Genomic DNA, 24,849 nt, shown 5'->3' with positions numbered 1-24,849 from the left:
CTCGATCCTCCTACGGATCGACTTCAGCGGGTGCGGTGGAGGGCGTCCGGCGTGAGGTCGGCCAGGGTGGGGTAGCCGTCGACCGCCATGAGGAGGTCGGCCTCGGCGAGCAGGGTGCGCAGGACGTGGACGATGCCGTGGGTGCCGTCGAGGGCCAGGCCGTAGGCGTAGGGGCGGCCGACGCCGACGGCCCGCGCGCCCAGGGCAAGCGCCTTGACGACGTCGGTGCCGGAGCGGACCCCGGAGTCGAACAGGACGGGCAGGTCACCGGCGGCCTCGACCACGGACGGCAGGCAGTGCAGCGCGGGCAGTCCGCCGTTGGCCTGGCGTCCGCCGTGGTTGGAGCAGTAGATGCCGTCCACGCCCGCGTCCTTGGCGCGGCGGGCGTCGTCGGGATGGCAGATGCCCTTGAGGATCAGCGGCAGGTCGGTGATCGAGCGGAGCCAGGGCAGGTCGTCCCAGGTCAGAGGGTTGCCGAAGATCTGTGCCCAGAGCATCACCACGGCCGCCGGATCGTCCTCGGGGGACTTGGCGAGGCGGGCGCGGAAGACCGGGTCGCTGGTGTAGTTGGCGAGACAGTGCCCGCGCAGCTGGGGGAAGTTGCTGACGGCCAGGTCGCGGGGGCGCCAGCCGGTGATCCAGGTGTCGAGGGTGACCACGATGCCCTTGAACCCGGCCCGCTCGGCACGGTGGACCAGGCTCTCGGCCAGCTCCCGGTCGGTCGGGGTGTAGAGCTGGAAGAAGCCGGGGGTGTCGCCGAACTCGCCGGCCACCTGCTCCATCGGGTCGACGGTCAGGGTGGAGGCGACCATCGGCACCCCGGTCCGGGCGGCGGCGCGCGCGGTGGCGAGATCGCCGTGGCCGTCCTGGGCGCACAGCCCGAGCACCCCGACCGGGGCCATGAACAGGGGAGAGGGCAACCGCATACCGAACAGGTCGACCGACAGGTCCCGCTCCTTCGCGCCGACCAGCATGCGCGGGACGAGCCCCCACTGCTCGAAGGCGCTGACATTGGCCCGCTGGGTGTGCTCGTCCCCGGCGCCGCCGGCGACGTAGGAGCGCACCGACGGGGGCATCGCGGCCAGGGCCAGTGGCTCCAGCTCGGCACAGGTCATCGGCAGGCGCGGTACGACCCCGCGCAGCCCGTCGAAGTAGATCTCGTTCTGGTAGTCGGCGAACGCCATGATCCGGCCCTCCTGCTCCGGCCCGCCCGACGCGTGACCCTGGAGCCCACAGTGCGAGACTGGCCACCAGGACCAGGAAAAACGCAGGATACTCGCCAGCAGGCCCGCCCCTGATGCGGGAAGCCGCCAAACCTGCCGAACCTGCCAGACCGCTGAGCGAGGACGACCTTCCCGTGTCTGTCGTACGCCCGGATCGTCACCCATATGTTCACCGGTTGTATCCGGTTGTATCCGGCGGATGTCAGGGAATGCTCGGTTGGCCATCGAACCGTCGCGCCGGGGCGCAGCGACGGGAGGCCGTGAAGTTCTGCCGTATCGTGCCATTTCGCACCCCTTCTTCCGCACCGAACAGGAGTCCTCGCCCGTGTCCTCGTCCGCCCCGGCCGGTTCCTCCGCACGCCCCGTTCGTGTGCTGCTGGTGGAGGACGACGATCTGATGCGCCGGTCCTTCAGCGTCGCCCTGGAGCGCTACGGCTACGAGATGAAGGCCGCCGCCGACGGCCTCACGGGACTGGAGCTGTTCCGGGACGAGGACTTCGACCTGCTGATCCTGGATGTGATGCTGCCCGGTCTGGACGGGATCGGCCTGTGCCGCCGGGTCCGGGAGACCAGCCTGGTGCCGGTCCTGATGATGTCCGCCCGGGGCGACGGCCTCGATGTGGTCGCCGGTCTGGAGGCCGGCGCGGACGACTACGTGGTCAAGCCCGTGGACACGTATGTGCTCGTGGCCCGCATCCGCTCGCTGCTGCGGCGGGCGACCTACGCGCCCGTGCCGGAGCCGGAGCGCGCCGCGGGCGAGGGACAGTCGTACGAGGGGGAGGTGCTGGTCTTCGGGGACCTGACCATCGACACCGCCGGCATGGAGGTGTTCCTCTCCGGCAGCCGGGTGGCGCTGACCCCGACCGAGCTGAAGCTGCTGCTGGAGTTCGCCGCCCACCCGGGCGTCGTACTGGAACGGCACACCCTGCTGCGGGACGTCTGGGACTACGGCTGGGACGGTGACAGCCGGGTCGTGGACCTGTGTGTGCAGCGGCTGCGCCGGAAGCTGGGCCGGGAGCGGATCGAGACTGTGCGCGGCTTCGGCTACAAGTTCCGGCGCTGAGACCGGTGCGTCCCCTCCAGCGGCTGCGTGCGGTCCGCGGGTCCCTGCGGTGGAAGATCGCCGCGCTGGCCGCGGCCACCGCCTGCCTGGTCGTGGCGGCGGTGGGAGTGCTGGTGCACCTGTGGACCGCGCGGGACATCCGCGACCGCGCAGAAGCGCGGGCGTTCAACACCGTGTACTCGGCCATGGACGTCTACCGGCGCACCGGAACGCTGGCGGACGGTGCCGAGCTGGATCCGGCCGGCCTGCCCGCCGCACTGCGCCACCCGGCCGACGGCAACCGGCACACGGCGTACGACGGGCACGTCGAGGCGAACGTGGGCCCGAGCGTCTGGGCCGCCCAGCGGACCGGCGGGCCGGGCAGCCCGGTCCTGGCCGTCCAGGTCAACATGGGCCCGGATCTGTACGGGCTGCGCAGGCTCGACGTGACCATGACCGTCGCCTCGCTGCTCGCGCTCGCGGCGGCCACGCCCCTGGCCGTCTACGGGGCCGGGCTGCTCGCCCGCAGGCTGCGGCGGGTCTCCGAGACCGCGGGCCGGATCTCCGCCGGGGACCTCGACGCCCGGACCGGGCCCACCAAGGGCCGTGACGAGGTGGCCGACATCGCCGCCGTCGTCGACCTCATGGCCGACAGCCTGGGCCAACGGCTGCGCACCGAGCGCCGGTTCACCGCGGACGTGGCCCATGAGCTGCGCACCCCCGTCGGCGGTCTGCTGGCCGCCACCGATCTGCTGCCGCCGGGCGAGACGGAGGATCTGCTGCGGGCACGGGTGCGTGATCTGCGTGGCCTGGTCGAGGACCTGCTGGAGATCTCCCGCCTCGACGCGGGTGCGGAACAACCCGTCCGCGCACGGGTGCCGCTCGGCGCCGTCGTCGCGGAGGCCGTGGCGCGCACCGGCCTCGACACGGAGGTCACCGAGGCCGATGCCGCCGGGCGCGGGGAGAGCGTGGAGACCGATCCGCGGCGGCTGGAGCGGATCGTCAGCAACCTCGTCGTCAACGCCCACCGGCACGGTGCCGGCCCGGTCCAGGTCATCGTCGAGGGCCGTACGGTCGTCGTACGCGACCACGGTCCCGGCTTCCCGGAGGACCTGCTGCGGCACGGCCCGCGCCGTTTCCACACGGGCGCCACGGAGCGCGGCGCGGGCCACGGTCTGGGCCTGACCATCGCCCTGGGGCAGGCCCGGCTCCTCGGCGCCGAGCTGCGCCTGGACAACGCCAACGCCCCGGACGGCGGCGCCGTAGCCACCCTGCGCCTGCCGGACTGACCCCACCTACGCACCTACACAACTGCTACGAAGCGGCGCGGACGCCGATACACGGCGGCCCAGGCCCGGATACACGCCCCCGACACCCTTCGAAGTGCACCTTTCCGTACCCGAAGAGGAGTCCCCGTGACCGTCGCCCCCTTTCCGCCGAACGCGCCGAACACGCCGTACGCTCCGCACGCATCGCCCGGGATCGCTGCCGCCGCCACCGATCTGACGAAGGTCTACGGCAGCGGTGACACCCGGGTCGTCGCCCTGGACCGGGTCAGCATCGGCTTCCGGGAGGGCGAGTTCACCGCGATCATGGGCCCCTCGGGCTGCGGCAAGTCCACCCTGATGCACTGCGTCGCCGGTCTGGACACACCCAGCTCCGGCTCCGTGCGCATCGGCACCACCGAACTGGGCACGCTGGGCGACCGGCAGCTCACCCAGTTGCGCCGTGACCGGATCGGTTTCATCTTCCAGGCGTTCAACCTGCTGCCGACGCTGACCGCGCTGGAGAACATCACCCTCCCGTCGGCCCTCGCCGGCCGCCGGCCCGACCGGCAGTGGCTGGACCGCGTGGTCTCCATGGTCGGCCTCGGCCAGCGCCTCGGCCACCGGCCCGCACAGCTGTCCGGCGGGCAGCAGCAGCGCGTCGCGGTGGCGCGTGCCCTGGTGTCCCGGCCCGCGATCGTCTTCGGCGACGAGCCCACCGGCAACCTCGACTCCCGCGCCGGGGCCGAGGTCCTCGGCTTCCTGCGCGACTCGGTGCGCGAGCTGGGCCAGACCGTGGTCATGGTCACCCACGACCCCGTGGCCGCCGGTTACGCCGACCGCGTGGTCTTCCTCTCCGACGGTCGCCTGGTCGACGAGATGGCGCACCCCACGCCTGACCGGGTCCTGGACCTGATGAAGACCTTCGACACCCGTGACACCCGTGGCACCCGTTCACGCACCACAGGCACCAGCTGACCCGCCCCGCCCAGGACCGAACCAGCCGCCTCGCCCCGCCCAGGACCGAACCAGCCCGCGCGTTCACCCCCGTCGAGCCCACCTCCCCGGAAGCCAGTAGTCACCCATGCTGAGAACAGCCCTGCGCACCCTCCTGGCGCACAAGGCCCGTCAGATCATGACCGTCCTCGCCGTCTGCCTGGGGGTCGCCTTCGTCAGCGGCACCCTCGTCTTCGCCGACTCCGCCGCCGAGGCCCACCGCGCCGCCGCGTCCAAGGACTTCGCCGGCATCGCGGTCACCGTGACCGCCAAGGAGTCCCCGTCCGGAGCCCCCGCGGACCAGGGGACAAGCGTGCTCACCGACGCGCTCGCCGGGAAACTGGCCCGAGTACCCGGTGTCGCGGCCGTGCGCCCCTCCGCCGACGGCTCGGCCGCCCTGAGCGCGGCGGACGGCACCCCACTGCGGGTCAGGGCCGGGGCGAACCCGGCCGCCGGCTACGTACCCGGCGCGGACGGAAAGGACAGCCGCTACCCGCTGGCCGCGGGCCGGGCCCCGGCCAACGGCGGGGAACTCGCCGTGGACAGCGGCACCGCCGCCGCCGGCCGCTTCCGCATCGGCGACAAGGTCACGCTGGCCACCGACGGCCCGGCCCTGACCAAACGGCTCGTCGGCATCGTCAACACCACCGACACCCGGGTGACCGCCGGAGGCACCCTCGCCCTTTTCGACAAGGCGACCGCCCAGAAGCTGTTCGCGTCCCCGGGCCACTACACCGGCATCGACCTGTCCGCCACACCCGGCACCGACGAGTCCGAGCTGGCCCGCCGGGTCACCGCCGTACTCCCGGCCGACCGTGCCGAGGCCACCACCGGCGCCGCCCAGGCCGCCCAGCAGGCGATCCTCGTCGACACCCTGACCCGGGGCTACACGAAGGTGCCGATGGTCTTCGCCGGGGTCTCGCTGTTCATCGGCTCGTTCCTCATCATCAACACCTTCACCATGCTCGTGGCCCGCCGCACCCGTGAGATCGCGCTGCTCCGGGCGATCGGCGCCACACGCCGCCAGGTGTCCCGCTCCGTCCTCCTGGAAGCCCTCCTCGTCGGCCTCGTGGCATCGGCCGCCGGTTTCCTGGCCGGCCTCGGCATCGCCCAGGCGCTGCCCGGCCTCCTGAGCACCGACGGGAACGCACTGCCCCGAGGCCCCCTGGTGATCGGCCCGCGCTCGGTCGTGGCCGCGCTCGGTGTGGGCGTGGGCGTCACGGTGCTCGCCGCGTGGCTGCCGTCCCGCAGGGCGGCGAGGATCGCACCGATCGAGGCGCTGCGTACGGTCCAGCAGCCGCCCTCCGCCGCCCGGTCCCGGCTCCGCGGGGTGACGGGCCTCGTCCTCCTCGTCCTCGGCGCCGGCCTGCTGGTGTCGCTCACGGGGGCGAAGGACGCCTCGGAGGAGAACCTGCAGAGCGCGCTGTTCGGCTGCGCGCTCCTCGGCGCCGCCCTGATCGTCCTCGCACCGCTGCTCGCCGTCCCCGTCATCCGGCTGACCGGACGGCTGACCGGCCGTTTCGGGATCACCGGCCGGCTCGCCCGCGAGAACGCGCTGCGCGACCCGCGGCGCACCGCGGCCACCGCCGCCACCCTGCTGATCAGCACCGGTCTGGTCGCCGGGCTCGCCGTCATCGGCAACTCCACCGGGCAGGCCCTCGACCGCCAGGCCGCGGCCGGCCTCGGCGCCGACTACGTGATCGGCTCCCGCACCACCACGACCGGCATCGACCAGGCCGCCGTACGACGGGTGGCCGGCACTCCCGGCGTACGGACCGCGACCGCCGTCGCCGACTCCACCCTCTTCACCGGCGGCCAGGTCCGGGACATCTCCGGTGTCGACCCCGCCACCGTGAACGACGTCATGAAGCTGGAGTTCGTCAGCGGCTCCGTCAGGAACCTCGGGCCGGGCCGGATCGCCGTCTCCACGACCGTCGCCAGGGAGACCGGCGTGACCACGGGCGGCCGGCTCGCCGCCGGAATCGGCCGGAACCAGGGGGTGAAGCGGTACACCGTCGTGGGCGTCTACCGCGACAACCCCATCGCCCGCGACGCACTCGGCGCCCGCGGCGAGGTCGCGAGGGACAGCTTCCTTCCCGGCTCCGTCCAGCGGGTCCTCGTCCGCACCGAGGACGGCACGGCCACGCGGACCACCGAGCAGCGGCTGCGCACCGCCGTGGGCGACAGCCCGCTGCTGACTGTGCAGGACCGGCGGCAACTCGTCGACGAGGCCGCCGGCACCATGACCGACCTGCTGCACGTGATGTACGGGATGCTCGCCATCGGCGCCGTGATCGGCGCACTCGGCATCGTCAACACCCTGGCCATGTCGGTCGCCGAACGCACCCGGGAGATCGGCGCGTTGCGCGCCCTGGGCATGGACCGCACCGGCATCCGCCGGATGATCCGGCTGGAAGCGGTGGCCGTCGCCGCGTTCGGTACTCTTCTCGGCCTGGCGGGCGGCCTGTTCGGCGCCTGGGCGGTCGGCTCGCTGGCGAACGGCGCGATGGACCAGTACTCCTTGGCGCTGCCCTGGGGCACGCTGCTCCTCGTCTGCCTGCTGTCCCTCGCGATCGGCGCCCTCGCCGCCGCCGTCCCGGCCCGCCGGGCGGCAGCCCTGAGCCCGCTGGAAGCGGTCGCGGAGTCGTAGGGGCGCCGCACCTATGACAGCTGACAGCCCTGCTGCCAGCGCGGTCATCGGTATGTCAACGCGTTGTGAACACCCGTGCCTAGCGTCTGTCGTGTTCGCTGCCAGGCAGGTCCACGACCCCAGGGGGAGATCAGGCAATGACGAAAACGAGGACGACAACGACGACAACGACGACAACGAGGACGACAACGAGCAGGATGGCACGGGCTGTTCGCACCGCGGCCATCACGGCGGCGCTGACGGCCGGCGCCGCCGTCGCGTTCCCCGCCGCCGCGCACGCGGCCGGCGCGGACCACTACTACATCGAGATCGGCGGCACGGGCGCGACGACGCACACCCCCGGCTGCGACACCACCACCTCGTCCTACAACGAGGCCAACGCGGCTCTCCAGCTCGGCGACCACGCGATCGAAGTGTGCTACCCGGCCACCGCCGGCCCGTTCATCGGACCCAACGGCCCCCTCATCGACCTCCAGACCCTGCAGCCGCACCCTGACGCCCTCACCGCGCCGAACTACGACTCCAGCGTGCGGCAGGGCTACCAGGAGGCGCTCAAGGCCGCGCAGGACACCCATCGCGACCACCCGGACGCGCTCATCACGATCAGCGGCTACTCCCAGGGCGCACAGGCCGCGGACCAGGTGCTCCAGACGATCGCGGCAGGCGGCACCGGCATTCCGCTCTCGCAGGTCAACGGCATGCTCTACGCCGACCCGATGCAGCCCGGCACCGGCTTCACGGCCCAGATCCCGAAGGGCTGGGGCGTGCCCGGCTTCACCTCCCCCGGCGCCGGACCGGCGGAGTTCAACGGTATCCCGGTCACGCGGTACTGCATCCACGGCGACCCGGTGTGCGACGCGTCCCTCCTGAACGCGCCCGGCTATTTCAACCTGCACGGGAACTACCCGCAGCGCGGCAACGTCATCGCCCAGACCCTCGGCGACGACGGTGGCGACGGGATCCTGTGGAGGACTCCGGACGGGGGCCCCGCGTAGGGCGCCTGACGGAAGCGAAGCCCGCGGCCCGGCCGACCACGCCTCGGCCGGGCCGAGGCCGACTCCGCCCGGGTGCCAGGAGCCGTCTGCGCCCGGCCCGGGGTGCCACGAGCCGCCGCAGCCCGGCCCGAGCGCTATGCGTCGTCGGCGCCCGGCTGTCGTCGGCGGCCGAGGTCGTCCAGGACCCTGGAGATCCGCGCACGGTTGGCATCCGTGGCGGGCAGGGCCGTGGCCCGCTCGAAGAAGTCGCGTGCCCCGGCCAGGTCTTCCGCCACGGCGCCGTGCCAGATCAGCCGATGGCGTATCGCGATCTCCGACGCCGTGCCGGTCTGCTCGTCCAGTACGGCGCCGACCCGGCGCAGGAGTTCGGCGGCGGCCTCCGGGTTGCCCAGGTCGGCCTCCGCCGTGGACAGCCTGCCGAGGACGGCGGCGTACAGGGGAACATCGCCGAGACGCCGGGCCAGATCCTCGGCCTTCCCCAGGGTGCCCGCCGCCTCGGCCGGTCGGCCGAGGTCGAGTTGGAGGCCACCGAGGCGGAGCAGCGTCTTGCCGAGGAGCCTGGGACTGCCCGCCTTCTCGGCGAGGGCGATCGCCTCCAGATAGCGGTCGTACGCCTTGTCGTACTCTCCGAGCTGGTGGTGGACATCGCCGACGCGGGTCATGACCGAGCCCGTGAGCCAGTCGTCGTACGTCAACTCACGTACGAAATAAAGCACTTGGGCGAAATAGGTCATGGACTCGGCGATCCGGCCCTCCAGATTGGCGAAGGTCCCGAAACCGGCCGCGGCTCTGGCCTGCTCATGCCGGTCACCGGCCCGGCGGCTGATGTCCAGCGCCTCGGTGAACCAGGTGCGGGCCCGCTGGTAGCGGCCCTGCAGCCCGTACATGATGCCCAGGCCCGTACGCAGCGCGGAGTCCATCCGCCGGTCGGTGGCCTGACCGAGCCTCGGCAGCAGCGGCTCCAGCGCGGTGCGGCACTCGTGGAACCGTCCCTGCCGGGTGAGGTAGTCGACCAGGGCCTCGGCGATCCAACAGGCCTCGTCCACCTGGCCGGTGGCCGCCGCCTGGCCGATCACATCGACCAGTTCACCGCCCGCCGCGTCCAGCCAGGTCGTGGCCTCCTCCCAGTCCGTGAAGGGCCCGGTGCCCCGCGGGCCGGTCGGGTAGGACGAGATGCCCCAGTCGCCGGCGCAGCGGGCGGCGGCCACGTACAGCCGGAACACCCGCCCGCGGGCCGCCGCGGCCTCGCCGGGCGACGCGGCGGCGACGCGTCGGGCGTAGACCGCCACCAGGTCGTGCAACCGGTAGCGGTCGGCGGTCACCCGCTGCACCAGACTCGCGTCGGCCAGGCTCTCCAGGGTGCGCTCGGCGTCGGCGGGCGTCGCGTCGAGCAGGGCGGCCAGCGTTAGCCGGTCCAGCCGTATGGTGGGCGACAGGCCCAGGGCGCGGAAGGCACGCTGGTCGGCGGCCGGCAGCTGATCGTAGGAGATCCGGAACGCGGCCTCGACGCTGCGGCCCTCCACGGCGAGCTCGTCCAGCCGGCGCTCGCCGTCGGTCAGCCGCGCCACCAGGGCTTCCACCGCCCACAACGGGCGATCCTGTATCCGTGCCCCGACGATGCGCAGCGCCAGCGGAAGCCGGCCGCACAACGCGGCCAGTTCGCGTACGGCCACCCGCTCGCGGTCGGACCCCTCGCCGGCTTCCTCGCCGCCGACGATACGGGTCAGCAGTCCCGCCGCCTCGTCGAGGCCGAGCGGCAGCAGCGACACCCTGCGGTCCGCGTCCAGCCCGGTCAGGCGCCGGCGGCTGGTCACCAGCACCACGCTGCCGCAGCCGGCGGGCAGCAGCGGCCGTACCTGCTCGGCGCGGGCGGCGTCGTCGAGTACCAGGAGCAGCCGCAGGGAGGCGGTGGCAGTCCGCCACGACGCGGCCAACTCGTCCAGGTCCTCGGAGTCCTCCCCTTCGCCGGCACCCACCGCCCGCAGCAACCGGCGCAGCACGCGTTGCCGCCCCACCGTCTCCCGGTCCTCGCGGTGCCCGTGCAGCTCCACGAACAGACAGCCGTCGGGATACCGGTCCCGCAGCGCCCGCGCGGCGCGCACCACCAGGGCGGTCTTCCCGACTCCTGCCATGCCGTCCACCGCCCGTACGGTGACCACGCGCGCGTCGGCGGGCGCGACGAGGATGCCGTGTTCCCGGTCCCGTCCCGTGAAATTGCCTACTCCGACGGGTAGTTCATACCGCACGCGATGCTTCTGGGGAGCGGGAGCGGGAGCGGGAGCGGGAGCGGGAGCGGGGACGGGACGCTCCGTCGGCGTCGGGTGTTGCCTGGCCCGGCCCTGTCGTACGGCAGTGCCGCCGCCGAGCAGGAACGTGTCGTCGCCCCGCAGTACCGCCTCGTGCACCCGGCGCAGTTCGCCGCCGGGCTCCATTCCCTGCTCGTCCACCAGACGGCGGCGCACCGCGGTGTAGACGTCCAACGCGTCGGACTGCCGGTTGCCGGCGTGGAGGGCACGCATGAGCAAGGCGGCCAGCGCCTCGTTGTAGGGGTGGGCCGTCGTCAGGGAGAACAGTTCCCCCACGGCCTCGGTGTGCCGTCCCGTACGGAGCTGGCAGTCGACCTTGTCCTGCACCACCACGAGCCGCTGCTCCGCCAGCCGCAACCGCTCCCCCTGCGCGAAGGGCCCGGGGATTCCGGCCAAGGGCTCGCCGCGAAACAGTCCCAGTGCCGTGGCCCATGCGTCCACCGCGGCCTCCAGGTCTCCGGAATCCCTCGCCGAACGCCCCTCGGCGGCGATCTCCTCCCAGCGCGCCACGTCCACACCCGCGCTCCTCGGGGCGAAGCGATAGCCCCCGCGAACGGTGTCGATGACGGAATCCGCCGAGCCCTTTCCAGGAGCATCCAGGCATCGGCGCAATCGGTGCACATAGACCGGGATCACTTTGTCGCCCGTGCCGGGGGGTTCCGCGCCCCACACCCCGTCGAGCAGCTGCTGTCGGCTGACCGTCCTGCCTGGTCGTAGCAGCAATGCCGTCAGGACGGCCTGTTCACGAACCGGCCCGAGCTCCAGACTCGTGTCGCCGCGCCAGGCCTGGAGCGGCCCGAGCAGAGCGAAGCGAAGTTGCTGATTTGCATCCGTGGATAACTCGCGCGGGATCGGCACGCGGGGAGTTTACCGGGACTGCGGCCACCTGCGGCTACCCCCACAAGACCTGCGCCTCTCACGTACGACGACACCACACGGCCGGACCGGCGGGTGAACCCCACAGCCCCGGATGGCTTCCCCGATGAGCGCTGTCGGGAATGCCGCACTAGCCTCCGAAATGAGCGCAAAGTGGATCTTCTGCCGCGCTCCAGACCCAAGGAGGAGACATGCGCAAGCTTTCCAAGGCCGCTGTCGCGGCCGCGGTCATCGCTAGCGTCGGCTTCATAGCCACCGGCACCGGTACGGGCATCGCCACCGCGCAAGGCGCGGTCATGCACCGAGGGGGGTGCGATACCGACGACCTGAACCTTGACGTCCTGGGTGAGGTGGGCGTCGCCAACGGCCTGCTCGGCAACCTGCTGAACGGCGAAGGCGACCCAGGGGCGCAAGAAACCCACGTCGGTACCACGTGCGGAGGCCACTGATCGGTAGCTGTGCTGCTCGGCTCACCGAATTGGGTCTCGGCTTCATGTGAGAGTGGATGCCAAAGGTCCCGGACCAGCGAATGGTCCGGGGCCTTTGCGCTTGAAGTCGTGGGCGGGCAAGCGGGGTACGTTGGACGTCTCAGGCCGCCCCGGCCCGCGCCCGCTCGCTCCCGAGAGGAACCCACCGTGACCGTCGAACGCACAGGCCCGCCGCTCTTCGGCACGGAACGCGAGACGCTGCGGGCGTTCCTGGAGTTCCACCGGGCGACCCTGGCGATGAAGTGCGAGGGTCTGACGGAGGAGCAGCTCAAGGAACGGTCGAGCCCGCCGTCGACCCTCTCCCTGCTCGCCCTGGTCCGCCATCTGGCGGAGGTCGAACGCGCCTGGTTCCGCAGGGTGTTCGACGACAACGCCGCCCCGATGCTGTGGTCGGAGAAGGAGTTCGACTTCCAGGCCGCCTACGACACCACGGGCGCGAGCGCCGAGGAGGCGTTCGCGGTGTGGGAGGCGGAGGTCGAGCACTCGCGGCGCATCGAGCGCGAGGCCGGGTCCCTGGACCTCGCCGGGCACCAGCCGCGCTGGGGCGAGGACGTGTCCCTGCGGATGGTGATGCTCCACATGATCCTGGAGTACGGCCGCCACAACGGCCACGCGGACTTCCTGCGCGAGGGCGTGGACGGCACGGTCGGCGCCTGACCCGTTGAGGGGGCTCGCCATCGGGTCCAGCCACAACGGGAAGCCGCATCACCGCCCTGAACCGGACCAGGACCGGCGCCGGTGACGGGCGGGCGCGGTGTGCACGCGTGAGCCCTGTACGCGCCCCCCGATCGGCGAGAAAACTGTCTTGACGGCGGGCAGATGGCCAAAGTGTCACCCACCGCCGTGGTCCCAAGTCCCACGTTCAGGAAGGCAGGTCGGCCACTGTGCTGTTGCGACTGCCCACATCCGTGTCCGAAGCGCAGGAGTGCCTGGCCGAGGGGGCCGTGCCGGTCGGCGGGGCGACGCTCGTGTGGGCCACGTGGCAGCGGGACGGCTTCCCCGAACTGGCGATGTCCCTGCGCGAGTTGCCGGAGGCCAACGTGCTGGGCCGGGAGACCGTGGGCGGCGCCGTGGTCCTGCACCGGATCGACGGCCGCGTTCCGGACGTACTGCGGCTGGCGGCCGCCACGGTGGGCACCGGGGCCGTGCGCCGGACGGCGACGGTCGGCGGCAACCTCGTCGGCAGCACCCTGCGCTGTCTGTTGCCCGCGGCTCTCGTCCTGGACGCCCGGGCGACGGTGCTGGGGTCCGACGGTGTTCATGACGTGGAACTGGCCGAGGCGGTGGCCAAGCGTCCCGTTCTGCTGAGCCTGCGCTGGCGTGCGCCGGTCGCCTGCGCGTACCGCAAACTGCCCGGCGAGGCAGGCGGACCACCGCCCCTCGTGGTCGCCTCGGCGGTACATGCCGACGACGGTGGCGACCGCCTACGGGTCGCCGTCCGCGACGGCTACGAGGTGCTCAGCGCCGGCGCCCCATGCGCCACCGAGCCAGAGGAGACCGTGCGCGCACTGCGCGAGACGCTCCTCGGCGACCTGCCGGCCACCGCGTGGGCCGCCGTCCGCACACAGGTCACGGGCCTGCTGGGTGACCGGGGCGCGGACACGGACTGACCATGGGGCATGGCGACGGCGCTTCTCCGGGCCAGTGCTCCCGCGAGTCACGTACATCAGGGACGATGAAGCATGCGTCCGGATGACTGGCACCTCACCGAAGACGTCGGCGACTTCCTCGCCCGAGCCGGAGACTTCCTGCGCTCACGGCCCGGCCCGCACGTCATGCAGCTGACGTGGGCCGAGAGAGTGCGAGCACGTGGGGCGAAGGCGTTCGGCACCGACGCCCCCGTCTTCGGCGTGCTGGAGCGAGCGGGCGAGGTTCACGGCACCTTCTTCCGCCTCCCGCCGCGTGGTATCGGCCTTTCCCCGCTCACGCCCGCGCAGGCCGGCTCCCTGGCCGCCCGCCTGGCCGCCCTCGGGCACTCACTTCCCCGCGTCAGCGCGGACCACGCCACCGCCACCGCTTTCGCCGAGGCCTGGCAGAGGCACACCGGCGCGACGCCGAGACTCCACGACACGCGGCTCCGTCTGTACCGCCTCGGCACGCTCACCCCACCGGAGCCGCTGCCGGCGGGCCGGGGCCGCGTCCTGGGCGAGCAGGACCTTGAGCAAGTCATGTTCTGGTGCGGCGAGTTCGCCAAGGCCGTCGGGGAAGCCGTCTCGATCGACGCCGGCTCCTGGGCCGGCACGCGCTTCGCCGACAAGCGCTATACGCTCTGGGAGACCCCGGACGGCACCCCCGTCTCCATCGCGGGCATGAACCCGCTGATCGGCGGCCAGATCCAGGTGGACATCGTCTACACCCCGGCCCGCCTGCGCGGTCACGGCTACGCGGGCGCTGTGACGGCGGAGGTGAGCCGGGCCGCGCTGGCAGCGGGCGCGAGGGACGTCGTCCTGTTCGCGGACCTGTCCAACCCCACCAGCAACGCCCTCTATCAGCGCCTCGGCTATCGCACGCTCACCGACTGGGCCGCGTACGACTTCACTCACGACGCGCGGCCCCGGTCGAAAGCCAGAACCTGAGCGTGCCGTTGCGTTCGTCCTCAAGGACGCCGCCGCATGTCTCGATCACTTTGCGCGAGGCATTGTTGCCGGCGTCGCAGGTGAGCAGGGCGGAAGTGATTCCGAGCCCACGGGCGATCGGCAGGGCCTCCATGAGCATCGCTGTGGCGTATCCACGCCGTCGAGCCGAGGGCCGCACGTTGTAGCCGATGTGTCCTCCGCGCTCGAGCAGCTCATGAGTGAGAGCGTGCCGGATCATCAGCCGTCCCATGTAGGCCGCCCCTTCGACGAACCAGAGGTTGGTGCGGGGTACATCTTCGCCCGCGGCATCGGAACGGGCCTGGTCACAGACTGCCTGTACATAGGCCGCGAAGGCCTTGGCGTCGTGCAGGTTGTCCGCATGACCCCGTAGGAACTGTCCTTCCGCGGACTCGTCGCCCACTCCTCCCCGTCCTTCGGCTCGGAACTCGGCCATGGCTTCGACGAAGGACCGGTGTACGGATGCGTTCGGGGCCGTCAACTGAGGCATGGCCCCATCGTGCATGACGCGACCGAAGGTCCGCAGGCGTCGCCTCACGCCTGGGGGTTGCAGTCGTAGAGGGCGAAGCTGCCGTCGGTGCGGCGGCCGTAGGCGGTGGGCCGGATGCGGGTGCAGTGGGACTTCACCCAGATGGTGGCGGGAGTGGTGGGGCGCTGGGTGGTGAGCAGCGCATAGCGCAGCTGGTGGGCGGTGACGAGACCGCCGAGCTGCTGGGCGGTGGGGAAGGGGGTGCTGCCGGTGAAGCCGCCCATGACGAGGACGGGTTCGGACTTCGCGCGCAGCAGGGGCTCGGCGGTGTAGGCGGCCTGGGTGGCGAGCAGGTACTTCTCGCCGTGGCGGTGCGTGGTGAGGTAGTCGAGCAGGGCGGTGTCGCGGGCGCTGGGCTGGTCGAGTCCTACGCCCCGCGGAGCGTGGCGGTGGTGGGCGCCGTACGTTTTGCCGACCGGACCGGTCATCGGTGAGGTGGCGGCGCCCGCGTAGAGCGGGTTGAGGCTGGAGACGGCCCAGCCGGCCGGTACGACCAGGGTGGCCGCGATCCCGGCGGCGAGGGCGCCGTGGACCATCCGCGGGGAGGTGCGCGGCCCGCGGGTCCACAGGCCCACCACGCCGCACAGCGCGAGCATCACGGCGACCGGCAGCAGCCAGGAGACGAATCGGGTCGGCCAGTCGAGCACCAGCGCCCACGCCACCGTCAGCACGATCGCCGCCGGCAGCGCCATGTGCCGCCGGCCGCCCGCCTCCTGCGCCGGCTCGTGCTGCGCCTCCGGCACCGCCGTGTACTTCGACTCGTACTCCGATCGGAAGAGCGCGAGCCCGCCGCCGGTCAGCGCGGCGAGCGCCGGGGCGATGACGGCCGTGTAGTAGGCGTGGTTGCCGTTGGAGCTGCTGAACACCAGGGTGTGCACGGCCAGCCAGCCACCCCACATCAGAAATCCCGTGCGCAGCAGGTCGGTTCGCGGCTGCCCGGCGCGCCAGACGACGCCGAGGACTGCGGCGAGCGCGGCGAGCGGCAGGAACCAGGCGATCTGCGGGCCGACCGTGTGGTTGATCAGCATGTCCCAGCCGGTGTTGCCGGTGGTGCGGCTGGCGGCGGTGCCCGCGACGGCGCCGAACGCGGTGGCATCACTGCTGAAGCGGCTCAGGCCGTTGTAGCCGAAGACCAGGGCGAACGGATCGTTGCCGGAGGTGCCGTCGAGGTACGGGCGGCTCGCGGCCGGTGTCACCCAGGCGATCAGCACCCAGGAGCAGGAGACCGCCAGCGCGACCGCACCGGCCAGCAGGACGCGCAGGGCCCGGTTCAACCGGGTGCCGGGCGCGGCGAGTTGGTAGACCGCGGCGAAGACCGGCAGCACCAGCCACGCCTGCAGCATCTTCGTCTGGAAGGCGAGCCCGACCCAGATGCCGCAGGTGATCAGCGGCAGCAGCCGCTCGGTGCGCACCGCCTTCTGCAGCGCTCCCGCCGCTGCCACGAGGAGAAGGGTGAGCGCCGTGTCCGGGATGGTGGCCCGGTCGAGGACCACGGTGACCGGGGTGAGGGTGAGCGTCAGCGCGGCGACCAGCGCGGCGAACGGCCCGGCCCAGGCCCGTACGATCCGGTGCAACAGCCATACGGTGAGCACGCCCTCGACGACCTGCGGCAGCGCGGCCGCCCAGGTGTGCGGGCCGAAGAGCCAGACGGAGACGGCGTCGGGCCAGAAGGCGCCGGGCAGCTTGTCGATGGTGATCGAGCCGCTGGAGTCGAGCCCGCCGAAGAAGAAGGCTCGCCAGCTGCCGGACATCGACCGTATCGCCGCACCATAGAAGGGGTGGAGCGCGGCGTGCCCGATGCCCCAGCCGTACAGCAGGGTGGCGACGACCAGCACCGTGGCGAGCGCGGGGCGCTCCCAGCGCGGGGCGTCTTCCGGCCGGCCGGAGCGGCGGCTGGCCGCCCGGCGGCCTCGGTGCGCGCCGGTGGGCTGGACGGCGGGGATGGCGGTCATGGCAGTGGTCCTTGGATCAGCAGGTCAGGTGAGGCGGTGGTGCACGGGCGGCGGGATCACCGGGCGGCGGCGACAGGCGGCTGGGTCACAGTCGGCGGGCCGCCCGGAAGCCGCGGGCGTAGAAGTCGGTGCCGTCCAGCAGCGAGCGGCCCGACAGGTCGCCCAGGGTGGGGCCGTTGGCGGCGGAGCGGCTGGAGTAGAAGCGGTGCCGGCCCTGGTCGTCGAGGCCCATGTACATACCGCAGTGGTCGATGAAGTCCGGCCGGTCCTTGATGATGGCGAAGAAGACCAGATCACCGGGTTGCAGGGCGCCCAGATCGGTGGGCTGCTCGCCGGTGTCGGGGATCACCAGGCGGCCGGGACCGTGGGCGGCGATGGCGAAGGCGCGGCGCGGCAGGCCGGTGCCCTGGGCGTTGGTGTTGTGCAGGGGGATGCCCATGCGGTAGCCCCACACCAGACGCTGGAAGCCGGAGCAGTCGACGTCGCCGTAGCGGGCCTTCTCCGGCTGCACGCGCGTGCCGTCCGGGAAGGTCCAGTCAATGCCCAGATAGTCGTAGAAGTCGGACTGTTCGTCGTGGTAGGCGAAGTCCAGCGGGTTGTTGACCTTGGCGTTGCGCGGGCCGAAGTGCGCGGTGCCCGCGTAGCGCACGCCGGCGGTGTTGTGCTTGTCGGGCGCCCCGGCGCTGCTGTACTCGAACGCCACCGCGAAGACGTCCGGGCTGGTGTCGCCGAGCGCCTTGTGGAACCAGCCCTTGAACCAAGCGGACTTCTCCAGGCCGCGCTGCCACTCGTGCGGCAGCACCCGCACCCAGGCGTCCGTGGTCACCGTGGCCTCGGTGGTCCGCGGCTCGCTGAAGCTGCGGGTGGGCCCGGTGAGTACGGCCGTACGGGCGCCGTCGGTGAAGGTGGCGAGCGTGCCGCCGTCGGCGGCGCGGACCACGGTGCGGTCGGGGGCGGACAGCCGCTCGAAGGTGTGGGCCCCGGTGGGCCGGGCGCTCGGCCCGGTGCCCGTGCCGTCGGCGGCCGTACCGATGCGGTCGTCGCTGCCGCCGCTGCCGTGCCCGAGGCGGTCCCAGACGTACCCGCCCGCCACCCCGGCGGCCGCCACGCCCGCGATCGTCCCGAGCACGGCGCGGCGCGTCGGACGGCTGCGTCTGGCGACGGGTTCGGAGTGCATGGCCGATCCTCCTGGAAGTGCGAGGTGAGAGGGCGGTGGGCAGGTCAGCCGGTGGGCAGGACGCCGATCAGCAGACCGGAGACCAGCACCACGTACGTGGCCAGCGTCACCGCCGTGGTCGAGATGAGCGTGGCCGCCATTGGCTGGCGGACCATCTGGTAGGAGACCAGGCCGGGGACGATGAAGCCAAGGGTCTGTGATGTGTACAGCAACGGAAACTCATGGCTGAGGGCGAGCATCACGGTGGTCTGCATCAGCACCGCGCACAGCACCACGGCGGCGAACAGCCGCTTGCCGTAGAGAATCACCGTGCGCTGCACCAGCTTCGTCGCGAAGTACGTGAGGGCCGCTACACCGACCATCAGCCCGGCCATCTGCACGTCCGTGACGAGCGTGAGGGCGATCCAGCCCGGGGTGATCATCCCCCCGGGGGAGAGGTTGGTGGTCAGATAGCAGACGAGCGAGAAGACCAGCCCGAGGGCGATCCCGAGCGCGGCGGTCTGTGCGGTGAGGTTGGCGGGGATCACGGGTTCCTCGTGGGCTGGTGCGGTTCGTAGGAGGGGTGCGGGTCGTCTGCGGCGCGCTCGCCGTCGGGCCGGCCCTGGCGGGCGGCGAACCGGCGGGCGAGTTCGCGCTGCTCCGGGATGTGGAAGCCGTACGCCGGTGTCTCCAGCGGTGCCACCCAGCTGTACGGCTCCGGCTCGGGCGGCCGGGCCACCGCGATCCGCGGCCGGGGCACCGCGATCTGCATGGTCTCCTGGTCCAGGCCGTCCCCGTCGGGTACGGCGTCGAGCGGGTCCTCGGATTCGTCCAGCGGCAGTTCGGCGAGGCACTCCAGGAACAGCTCGCCCTGGCCGTGGATGTTGCCGATCGCCACCAGCGAGGAGGCCGGGCCGAGTTCCGCGAGCATCGCCGCGGTCAGCTCCTCGGGGTCCCGGCGGTCGCCGCCGAGGTCCACCACCCGCCCGGTGAAGGCGGCCGGAATCGCGTCACGGGCGCTCTTGGTCGGGTGGCCGATCAGGAACACGGTCTCGGCGGCGAGGTCGGGGACGACCGCGCCCATCTGGCCGTTGCGCTCCACCCGGTCCGGGCGGCAGTTGATGACCACGTTGAGCGGCCGTCTGATCGCGCCGAGGTCCTCCAGCTGCTTGACGTTCATCAGCGTCGACTCGGGGTCGTTGGCCGCGAAGACGTTGGCGAACCGCAGCCGCTTGCCCTCGGGGGTGACGTAGCGCTCCACCGACAGCACACCTGGGTCGGGCGGTGCGTCCCACATGCCCTGCATCGCGGTCTGCCGCTCCACGCCGAGCAGTTCGGCGACGGTGAGGGCGATCGCCACGTTCTCCTTGAAGGTGAACCAGCTGAAGCCGCGCAGCTCCTCGTCGGTGACCGTCTCCGGGTCGGCGTAGACCAGCTTGCAGTTACGGGCGTCGGCCTCCTCCTGGAGGATGTGGAAGCGGTCCTTCTCCGCCGTCACGCACACCCCGCCCACCGGCATCGAGCGGGAGAGCGAGCGGGCGACATCGTCCAGCGTCGGCCCCATCTCCTCCAGATGGTCCTCGCGGACATTGCACAGCACGCCGATCGTGGAGCGGATCAGCTTCTCCTGGTTGATCTCCTGCAGCGCGGGCATCACCGCCATGCACTCGATCACCAGCGCGTCCGGCCGGTAGGTCGCCGCCCGCCGCACGATGCCGATCTGCTCGACGATGTTGGACAGCCCGAACTTGCGGTAAATCGGCTCCTCGGTGGCGTCCGGGTGGATGAACCGGGCGGCGGTGCCGGTGGTCTTGGCGACGGTGACCAGGCCGCCGCCGCGCAGCGCGCCCGCGCACAGCCGGGTGATCGAACTCTTGCCGCGGATGCCGTTGACCAGCACCCGCGCCGGTATCTGCTCCAGCGAGGCGAAGTGCCGCCGCTGCTCCACGATTCCGGCGATCCACAGCGCGGCACAGCACAGCAGGACGATGACATAGAGGAAGAGCACGCCGATTCCGTCCTTACTGCCGCTGGAGGGTGGTCTGACGCAGGGACTGGGAAGGCCCGGCGGCGTGGCCGGATCTGGCCGCCCTGTCGCGTTCCGCCCGGTCGCGTTCCGCCAGGGCCTGGCGCATCAGCTCCAGGCCGCGGGTGACCGAGCCGACCTCGTCGTGGTTGACCGGGTGCAGCACGGTGCGGCGGTCCCCGCCGGCGAGCCGCTCGACGAGCACGGCGACCGCGCGCAGCGGCCGGATCACCACGACATGCAGCCAGCCCAGGCAGGCCGCGCCCAGGGTGAGGCCCAGGATCCCGGCGAGCATGGTGCGCTGCTCGGCCTGCACCGCGGGGATCTGGAGCGCCGCCGCGGGCTCCGTGGTCACCACGTGCCAGCCGAGGCCGGCCGTCGGGCCGCTCTGCGCCAGCGGCGCCGCGGCGTCGACCGACGGGCCGGAGGACGTGCGGAGCACCGCCGAGGTCGCGGTGCCCGCGGTCCCCGGGGCGCCCTGGGTGGCGCGGGCGAGACGGGTCAGACCGGGGTCGGGCAGCGACTGGAAGGCGCGGTAGCCCACGCTTGCCGCCAGCACCCTGTTGTCGCGGTCCGTCACCCAGACGCTGCCCAGCTTCGGCCTGGGCAGAACGGAGTTGAGCGCCTTCACGTCGATCTCACCGAACAGGACCACCCCGGCCGCCGGGGCCTTGCCCTTGACGGCCCGGACCTGCGAATAGGCGGCGATCGCCGGGATCCGGCCCGAGGTGTTGACGGTGGTGATCCCGCTGCCGCCGGGCACGTGGACGAGGGTGCGCAGCGGGGTGCCGCCCACCCTCAGCGTGATGCCGCCGGAGCGGTCCAGGAGATACAGCGAGCGGTACTGCTTGTGGTCGGCGAGGGTGCGTTGCAGAACCTCGGCCTGGGCGGCCCGGCTCCTGCCCGGCAGACCCGCGGCCACGTCGCTCAGGTCGGTGTACGACTGGTCGAGGGACTGCCGGATCCGGTTCGTCGCGATCTCGGTGCGCGCCTGCTGGTCGGCGAGGACCGGAGCCGGAACCGCGGTCGCGGTGTCCGCCCTGTTCAGCAGGAAGATCATCGGCATCGCCCAGCAGGCCACCACCACCACGCCGGCCACGGCCAGCGCCCGATAGCCCGGTCCGCGCCGGGCCGGGAAGTCCTGCGGGCCGCTCTCGCCGAGCAGTTGCCGGCGCAGTGACTCCAGTGCCCGCCCGATCCGGGCCAGTTCCCCGAAGCCATGCACCGGAACCGGCCGGGTCAGCTCCTCCAGCGCGGCCGGCCCGCCCTCGGTCGCGCCCCGGGCCAGGCGGCCGGCGGACAGATACAGCCGCAGCAGTGGCCGCTGCACCAAGAAGTGCAGTGCCAGCCCGAGCAGCAGCGCGACCCCGGCCAGCGCCCCCGCGGCCTCGAGTGCGAAGCGCGAGTAGTCGGCGCCGCCGGTCGTGGCGGGCACCGCGCGGGAGGTGAGCACCACCAGACCGAGGCCGTCGGCGTCGCCCGGACCGGTCGCCGAGGCGACCTGGGCCCAGCCGGCCACCGTGCGCCGGCTGCCCGTGGTGGCGCCCAGCAGGCTTCCCGAGCCGTCGGTGTCACGCCCCGAGTCCCTCGCCGCGCGGGCCGCCGTCGCAGGCAGACCGCTGTCGGCGGCGGCCGGCGACGCCGTGCCGCGGACGGTGGTGGCGAGCGCCGTGCCGCTCGCGTCCAGTACTTCGGCGGTGCGTCCGTCGCCGTACGTCGTGAGGGTGGGGAGCGTCTCGCAGACCACGAGCAGCCACTGCCGGTCGGGCCGGCTCGGGGCCTGGTACTGGTCCTGGTTGGCGTCCTCCTGCTGTGCGGGCACGGTGACCCTGGCGAAGTACAGCAGTTGCCGCGTGCCGCCCGATGTCACCAGCCGGGGCCGGATCGCGCCGTGCCCGGACGCCGTCCCGGCGACGTCCACCCCGGCCAGCGGCACCGGCTTGCCGCCGGCCGCCAGCAGTTTGCCGGTGTGCGGGTCGAGCAGCGCACTGCCGAGGACCGCCTTCCTGGCAGAGGTCAGCGCCTTGAGCGCGGTCGCGGGGGTGGAGGTGCTTGTCGCCGGGTACGCGTTGGCCGTACGGCGTACCGTGCTCGCCTCGACGTCGATCGCGGTGCGCACCGACAGTGCGGTGTCCGCGGAGATCTGCTGCTCGCCGTTCAGTACGGCCTGCGGTATTCGCTCGGCCTGGATGCCGTCGAGGCCGATCACGGTCAGGGCGGCGACCACCAGCAGGAGTACGACGAGGGCGGCGATCGGCGGGCGCACCCCGCCAAGCATGGGCATATCGGCGCGGCGGCGGATGCGGTGTCGCCGCGGCGCCCGGGGTGCGGAGGGCAGGGCAGCGGATCCTTTCTCAACTGGCGTAGAGCGCCCGAATGTTCGACAGAGCGAACACTCTAGCCTCATACGATCACATAACCATCACACTTTCGTCCCTGTGTCGTACGTGCGCAAGGGGCCACCGGGCGATGGCCGACGAGGCCGACGCATGCGGGACCACCCCCCGGAACGCCGAAGGGCGGACCCGCGAAAGGACCCGCCCTCCGGATGTCCGGTCAGCTGTCCGGTCAGCGGACGAAGGAGATCTCCGGGTAGCTCTTGTCGGGGCCGTCCAGCAGGGTGCTGTGCTTGTGGCGAAGCTCCTGGTCGAAGAAGGCGGCGAGGTAGTCACACTGGACCTTGACCGCCCTGTCGGGATCGATCGTCCCGAACATCTGCTGGAGCTGATCCTGGGAGAGCCCGAGCAGGCCCGCCTCCTGCGGCACCATCCACTCGTTGTCGCTGAACGACAGGTGTGCCGCGCCGTGGAGCTGGATGTCGACCCGGTATCCCTTCAGATGCGACCACAGCGTGCGCCACGACCCGTCGTTGTTGCGGTTGTGGGTGCCTGAGCTGAAGAGCATGAAGGGCCGGTCCAGGTCCTTGCTCGGCGCCGTACCGAAGAACTGGCCGTCCAGGTCGGCACCAGCGGCGATGCGGTGGTCGAGCTGCATGGAGGTGTCGACCGCCGCGCCGCCCAGCGACCAGCCGAACATCCCGATCCGGGACATGTCCACGGCGCCCGACAGCCCGGAGGGAAGCGTGGCGTGGCCGGCATCCGGGTTGCCGCCCTTACTGATCGTGCCGAGCTGGTTGATGACGAACCGGATGTCGGCCGCGCGCACCTTGAGCGTGTCGGAGGAGTGCGCGTCCGGCGGCATCGTGTTGACCTCGAGCCGGTTGCCGGGGAACTGCACCTCGTTGGCGTCGTGGGTGTGGTCGACGGTGACGACGAGGTAGCCGCGGCTGGCGAGGTCCTGGGCGAGCGCGGTGCCCATCGCGCGGTCCGAGTGCAGCCCGGTCGAGTACAGCAGGACGGGCAGCTTGCCGAGCTTGGTGTTCACCGGGGCGAGGACATGGCCCGCGGTCCTCGGCAGGGTCACCTGCTGCGGCGACAGCCCGCGCGAGGCGAGGAAATGGGCGCCGGAGATCGACGGCATCCACGGTGCCTGATAGTGCCCGGACGTGGCGGTGGCCGGATACCAGAGCGACACCATCACCTCGCGCTGCTGGTTGCCCGGCACGTACGGGTCGATGCGGGACTTGTCGACGAGGTGCAGGCCGACCATGCCCACGCTGTACGGCCCGGTCGGCGCGGGCATGTTGAGCTGAAGACCGGACGTATCCGTGCGGCCCGACGCGAGGGCATCGGGGTGTACGGGCTTGTGGTGCAGCGGCGCCTCGTCGTTCTCGGGCGCCCAGGGCGTGTGCTGGTCGGGCTGGTCGGGCTGGTCCGGCGAGAACCCGGTGGCCGCGGGCTTGGCGGACGGCTTCCCGGCAGCCATCGCCGGCGTCATCCCCGCACCCAGAGCGACGGCCAGCGCGCCCGCCGTACCGACCGCTCTGGCGATCGTTCTGCGACGGTGGCGCGGGCGGCGGTGTTTCATGGAACCCCCTTGTTGGTTAGCGATCGCAGAACGGGCGATCGACTGCCGCACACCGTACCGCCGCCACGGCCGACGGACCCGCGCTCCCGGGAAGCGGCTGTGGCGACTTCACGCACCGGACAACGACGGCGGTCACGGCCCTCCTTCCGGTGCGGGGCGGAGCGCCCGTCCTGGCCGCTCTTTCGTCCGGCGCCCGGGCGGGGACCCTGGCAGCCCGTCCCCCGCGTACGGAAGCGGCTGCCGAACGGGCGGAGCCTGCCGAACGCAGGGGCGTTCCCAGCGGGCATGGCACCTTCGTTTCGGGAACACGGCGGGGAACCCAGGCGTGCGTGGCACCCGCGCTCCGAAGACTCAGCGCCATCTGCCTCGTGGATCAACCCTGACTCCGCGAGGCGCGGACGTATGGCCTCGCCGTGACAGATTTCCGCGCACGGCCGCGCCGGCGCCGTACGTCCTTCGCGTGCCTCCGAGCGCGGGCGGTGCCGGGCGCTGCCCGACGCGCGTCTGCCTCTCCGCCGGCGGGCCGCCGGGGAGCCGGGTGCGGCCGGCCGGTGCTCATCGCCGACTCCGCTGCCGTCCTGGCTCCCCGCGACCCGGCGCGGCATTCAGTACTGCTCGGTCTCCATGAAACCCGTGCTCGCGCTGTCGTCCGCGCCGAAGGCACCCGCGGCGGCGGTCGGGTCGAATCCGGGCGGGCTGTCCTTGAGGGCCAGGCCCAAGCCGGCCAGCTTCGCCTTGACCTCGTCGATCGACTTCGCACCGAAGTTACGGATGTCCAGGAGGTCCGCCTCGGAACGAGCCATGAGCTCACCCACCGAATGGAC

General features: G+C 72.2%; 19 protein-coding genes. 9 read left to right on the top strand and 10 right to left on the bottom strand.

Features of this window, described 5'->3' with window-relative positions; translation table 11 throughout:
* Positions 1-23: 23 nt before the first annotated feature.
* A complete protein-coding gene (locus M878_RS69005; RefSeq protein ID WP_023548098.1) occupies positions 24-1,184 on the bottom strand; it encodes an alpha-hydroxy-acid oxidizing protein in 1,161 nt (386 codons plus the stop codon).
* A gap of 364 nt (positions 1,185-1,548) precedes the next feature.
* On the opposite strand from M878_RS69005, the gene cseB reads away from it, so the two are divergent.
* From cseB to M878_RS68980, 5 genes are all read left to right on the top strand, one after another.
* Positions 1,549-2,286, top strand: coding sequence for a two-component system response regulator CseB (gene cseB / locus M878_RS69000; RefSeq protein WP_023548096.1), 738 nt, complete (start codon positions 1,549-1,551; stop codon positions 2,284-2,286).
* A complete protein-coding gene (locus tag M878_RS68995) occupies positions 2,283-3,554 on the top strand; it encodes a sensor histidine kinase (RefSeq protein ID WP_425347934.1) in 1,272 nt (423 codons plus the stop codon). The genes cseB and M878_RS68995 overlap by 4 nt, the downstream gene beginning before the upstream one ends.
* Positions 3,555-3,746: 192 nt before the next feature.
* Positions 3,747-4,508 (top strand): ABC transporter ATP-binding protein, encoded by a 762-nt coding sequence (locus M878_RS68990; protein ID WP_106962847.1) that lies wholly within the window; start codon positions 3,747-3,749, stop codon positions 4,506-4,508.
* Between the two features lie 106 nt (positions 4,509-4,614).
* Positions 4,615-7,176 (top strand): ABC transporter permease, encoded by a 2,562-nt coding sequence (locus M878_RS68985; RefSeq protein WP_023548091.1) that lies wholly within the window; start codon positions 4,615-4,617, stop codon positions 7,174-7,176.
* Positions 7,177-7,373: 197 nt separating this feature from the next.
* Positions 7,374-8,171 (top strand): cutinase family protein, encoded by a 798-nt coding sequence (locus M878_RS68980; RefSeq protein WP_023548089.1) that lies wholly within the window; start codon positions 7,374-7,376, stop codon positions 8,169-8,171.
* 134 nt (positions 8,172-8,305) lie between these two features.
* Here the strand turns inward: M878_RS68980 and M878_RS68975 are convergent, their stop codons facing one another.
* Entirely contained in the window at positions 8,306-11,335 is a 3,030-nt protein-coding gene (locus M878_RS68975; protein ID WP_078630322.1) for an AfsR/SARP family transcriptional regulator, read from the bottom strand.
* Positions 11,336-11,544: 209 nt separating this feature from the next.
* Here M878_RS68975 and M878_RS68970 point away from each other — a divergent pair, with 209 nt between their 5' ends.
* The 4 genes from M878_RS68970 (at position 11,545) to M878_RS68955 (ending at position 14,417) form a co-directional block, all read left to right on the top strand.
* Entirely contained in the window at positions 11,545-11,802 is a 258-nt protein-coding gene (locus M878_RS68970) for a hypothetical protein (protein WP_023548085.1), read from the top strand.
* Positions 11,803-11,988: 186 nt separating this feature from the next.
* Positions 11,989-12,498: a DinB family protein gene (locus M878_RS68965; RefSeq protein WP_023548083.1), complete on the top strand. Its 510-nt coding sequence runs from the start codon at positions 11,989-11,991 to the stop codon at positions 12,496-12,498.
* Between the two features lie 227 nt (positions 12,499-12,725).
* On the top strand, positions 12,726-13,451 hold the full coding sequence (locus tag M878_RS68960; RefSeq protein ID WP_023548081.1) for an FAD binding domain-containing protein: 726 nt from the start codon (positions 12,726-12,728) through the stop codon (positions 13,449-13,451).
* Between the two features lie 72 nt (positions 13,452-13,523).
* Complete coding sequence (locus M878_RS68955; RefSeq protein ID WP_023548079.1) at positions 13,524-14,417, top strand: GNAT family N-acetyltransferase; 894 nt, start codon at positions 13,524-13,526, stop codon at positions 14,415-14,417.
* On the opposite strand, the gene M878_RS68950 is transcribed toward M878_RS68955, so the two are convergent.
* From M878_RS68950 to M878_RS000000100000, 8 genes are all read right to left on the bottom strand, one after another.
* The gene (locus tag M878_RS68950; protein WP_023548077.1) at positions 14,377-14,838 is read right to left on the bottom strand and encodes a GNAT family N-acetyltransferase; all 462 of its coding nucleotides are present in this window, start codon (positions 14,836-14,838) and stop codon (positions 14,377-14,379) included. The genes M878_RS68955 and M878_RS68950 overlap by 41 nt on opposite strands.
* A 131-nt stretch (positions 14,839-14,969) precedes the next feature.
* A complete protein-coding gene (locus tag M878_RS68945; RefSeq protein WP_023548076.1) occupies positions 14,970-16,916 on the bottom strand; it encodes an ArnT family glycosyltransferase in 1,947 nt (648 codons plus the stop codon).
* A gap of 85 nt (positions 16,917-17,001) precedes the next feature.
* Positions 17,002-18,093: an NlpC/P60 family protein gene (locus tag M878_RS68940; RefSeq protein ID WP_023548074.1), complete on the bottom strand. Its 1,092-nt coding sequence runs from the start codon at positions 18,091-18,093 to the stop codon at positions 17,002-17,004.
* Positions 18,094-18,137: 44 nt separating this feature from the next.
* On the bottom strand, positions 18,138-18,620 hold the full coding sequence (locus tag M878_RS68935) for a poly-gamma-glutamate biosynthesis protein PgsC/CapC (RefSeq protein WP_023548072.1): 483 nt from the start codon (positions 18,618-18,620) through the stop codon (positions 18,138-18,140).
* Entirely contained in the window at positions 18,617-20,080 is a 1,464-nt protein-coding gene (gene pgsB, locus M878_RS68930; RefSeq protein WP_023548070.1) for a poly-gamma-glutamate synthase PgsB, read from the bottom strand. The genes M878_RS68935 and pgsB overlap by 4 nt, the downstream gene beginning before the upstream one ends.
* Positions 20,081-20,093: 13 nt before the next feature.
* Positions 20,094-22,364, bottom strand: coding sequence for a HAMP domain-containing protein (locus tag M878_RS68925; protein ID WP_245238145.1), 2,271 nt, complete (start codon positions 22,362-22,364; stop codon positions 20,094-20,096).
* Positions 22,365-22,666: 302 nt separating this feature from the next.
* Positions 22,667-24,025 carry an alpha/beta hydrolase family protein gene (locus M878_RS68920; protein ID WP_245238143.1) on the bottom strand — a complete coding sequence of 453 codons (1,359 nt, stop codon included), beginning with the start codon at positions 24,023-24,025 and terminating at the stop codon, positions 22,667-22,669.
* A gap of 605 nt (positions 24,026-24,630) precedes the next feature.
* Positions 24,631-24,849, bottom strand: a 219-nt coding sequence (locus tag M878_RS000000100000) for a DNA-directed RNA polymerase subunit alpha C-terminal domain-containing protein (protein WP_037730150.1), incomplete at its 5' end; no start/stop codon positions are given.

Origin of the sequence: Streptomyces roseochromogenus subsp. oscitans DS 12.976, assembly GCF_000497445.1 — a bacterium.
GTDB classification, from domain to species: Bacteria; Actinomycetota; Actinomycetes; order Streptomycetales; family Streptomycetaceae; genus Streptomyces; species Streptomyces oscitans.
The sequence above is the reverse complement of the archived record's forward strand: the minus strand, read 5'-3'. Positions and strand labels throughout refer to the sequence as shown.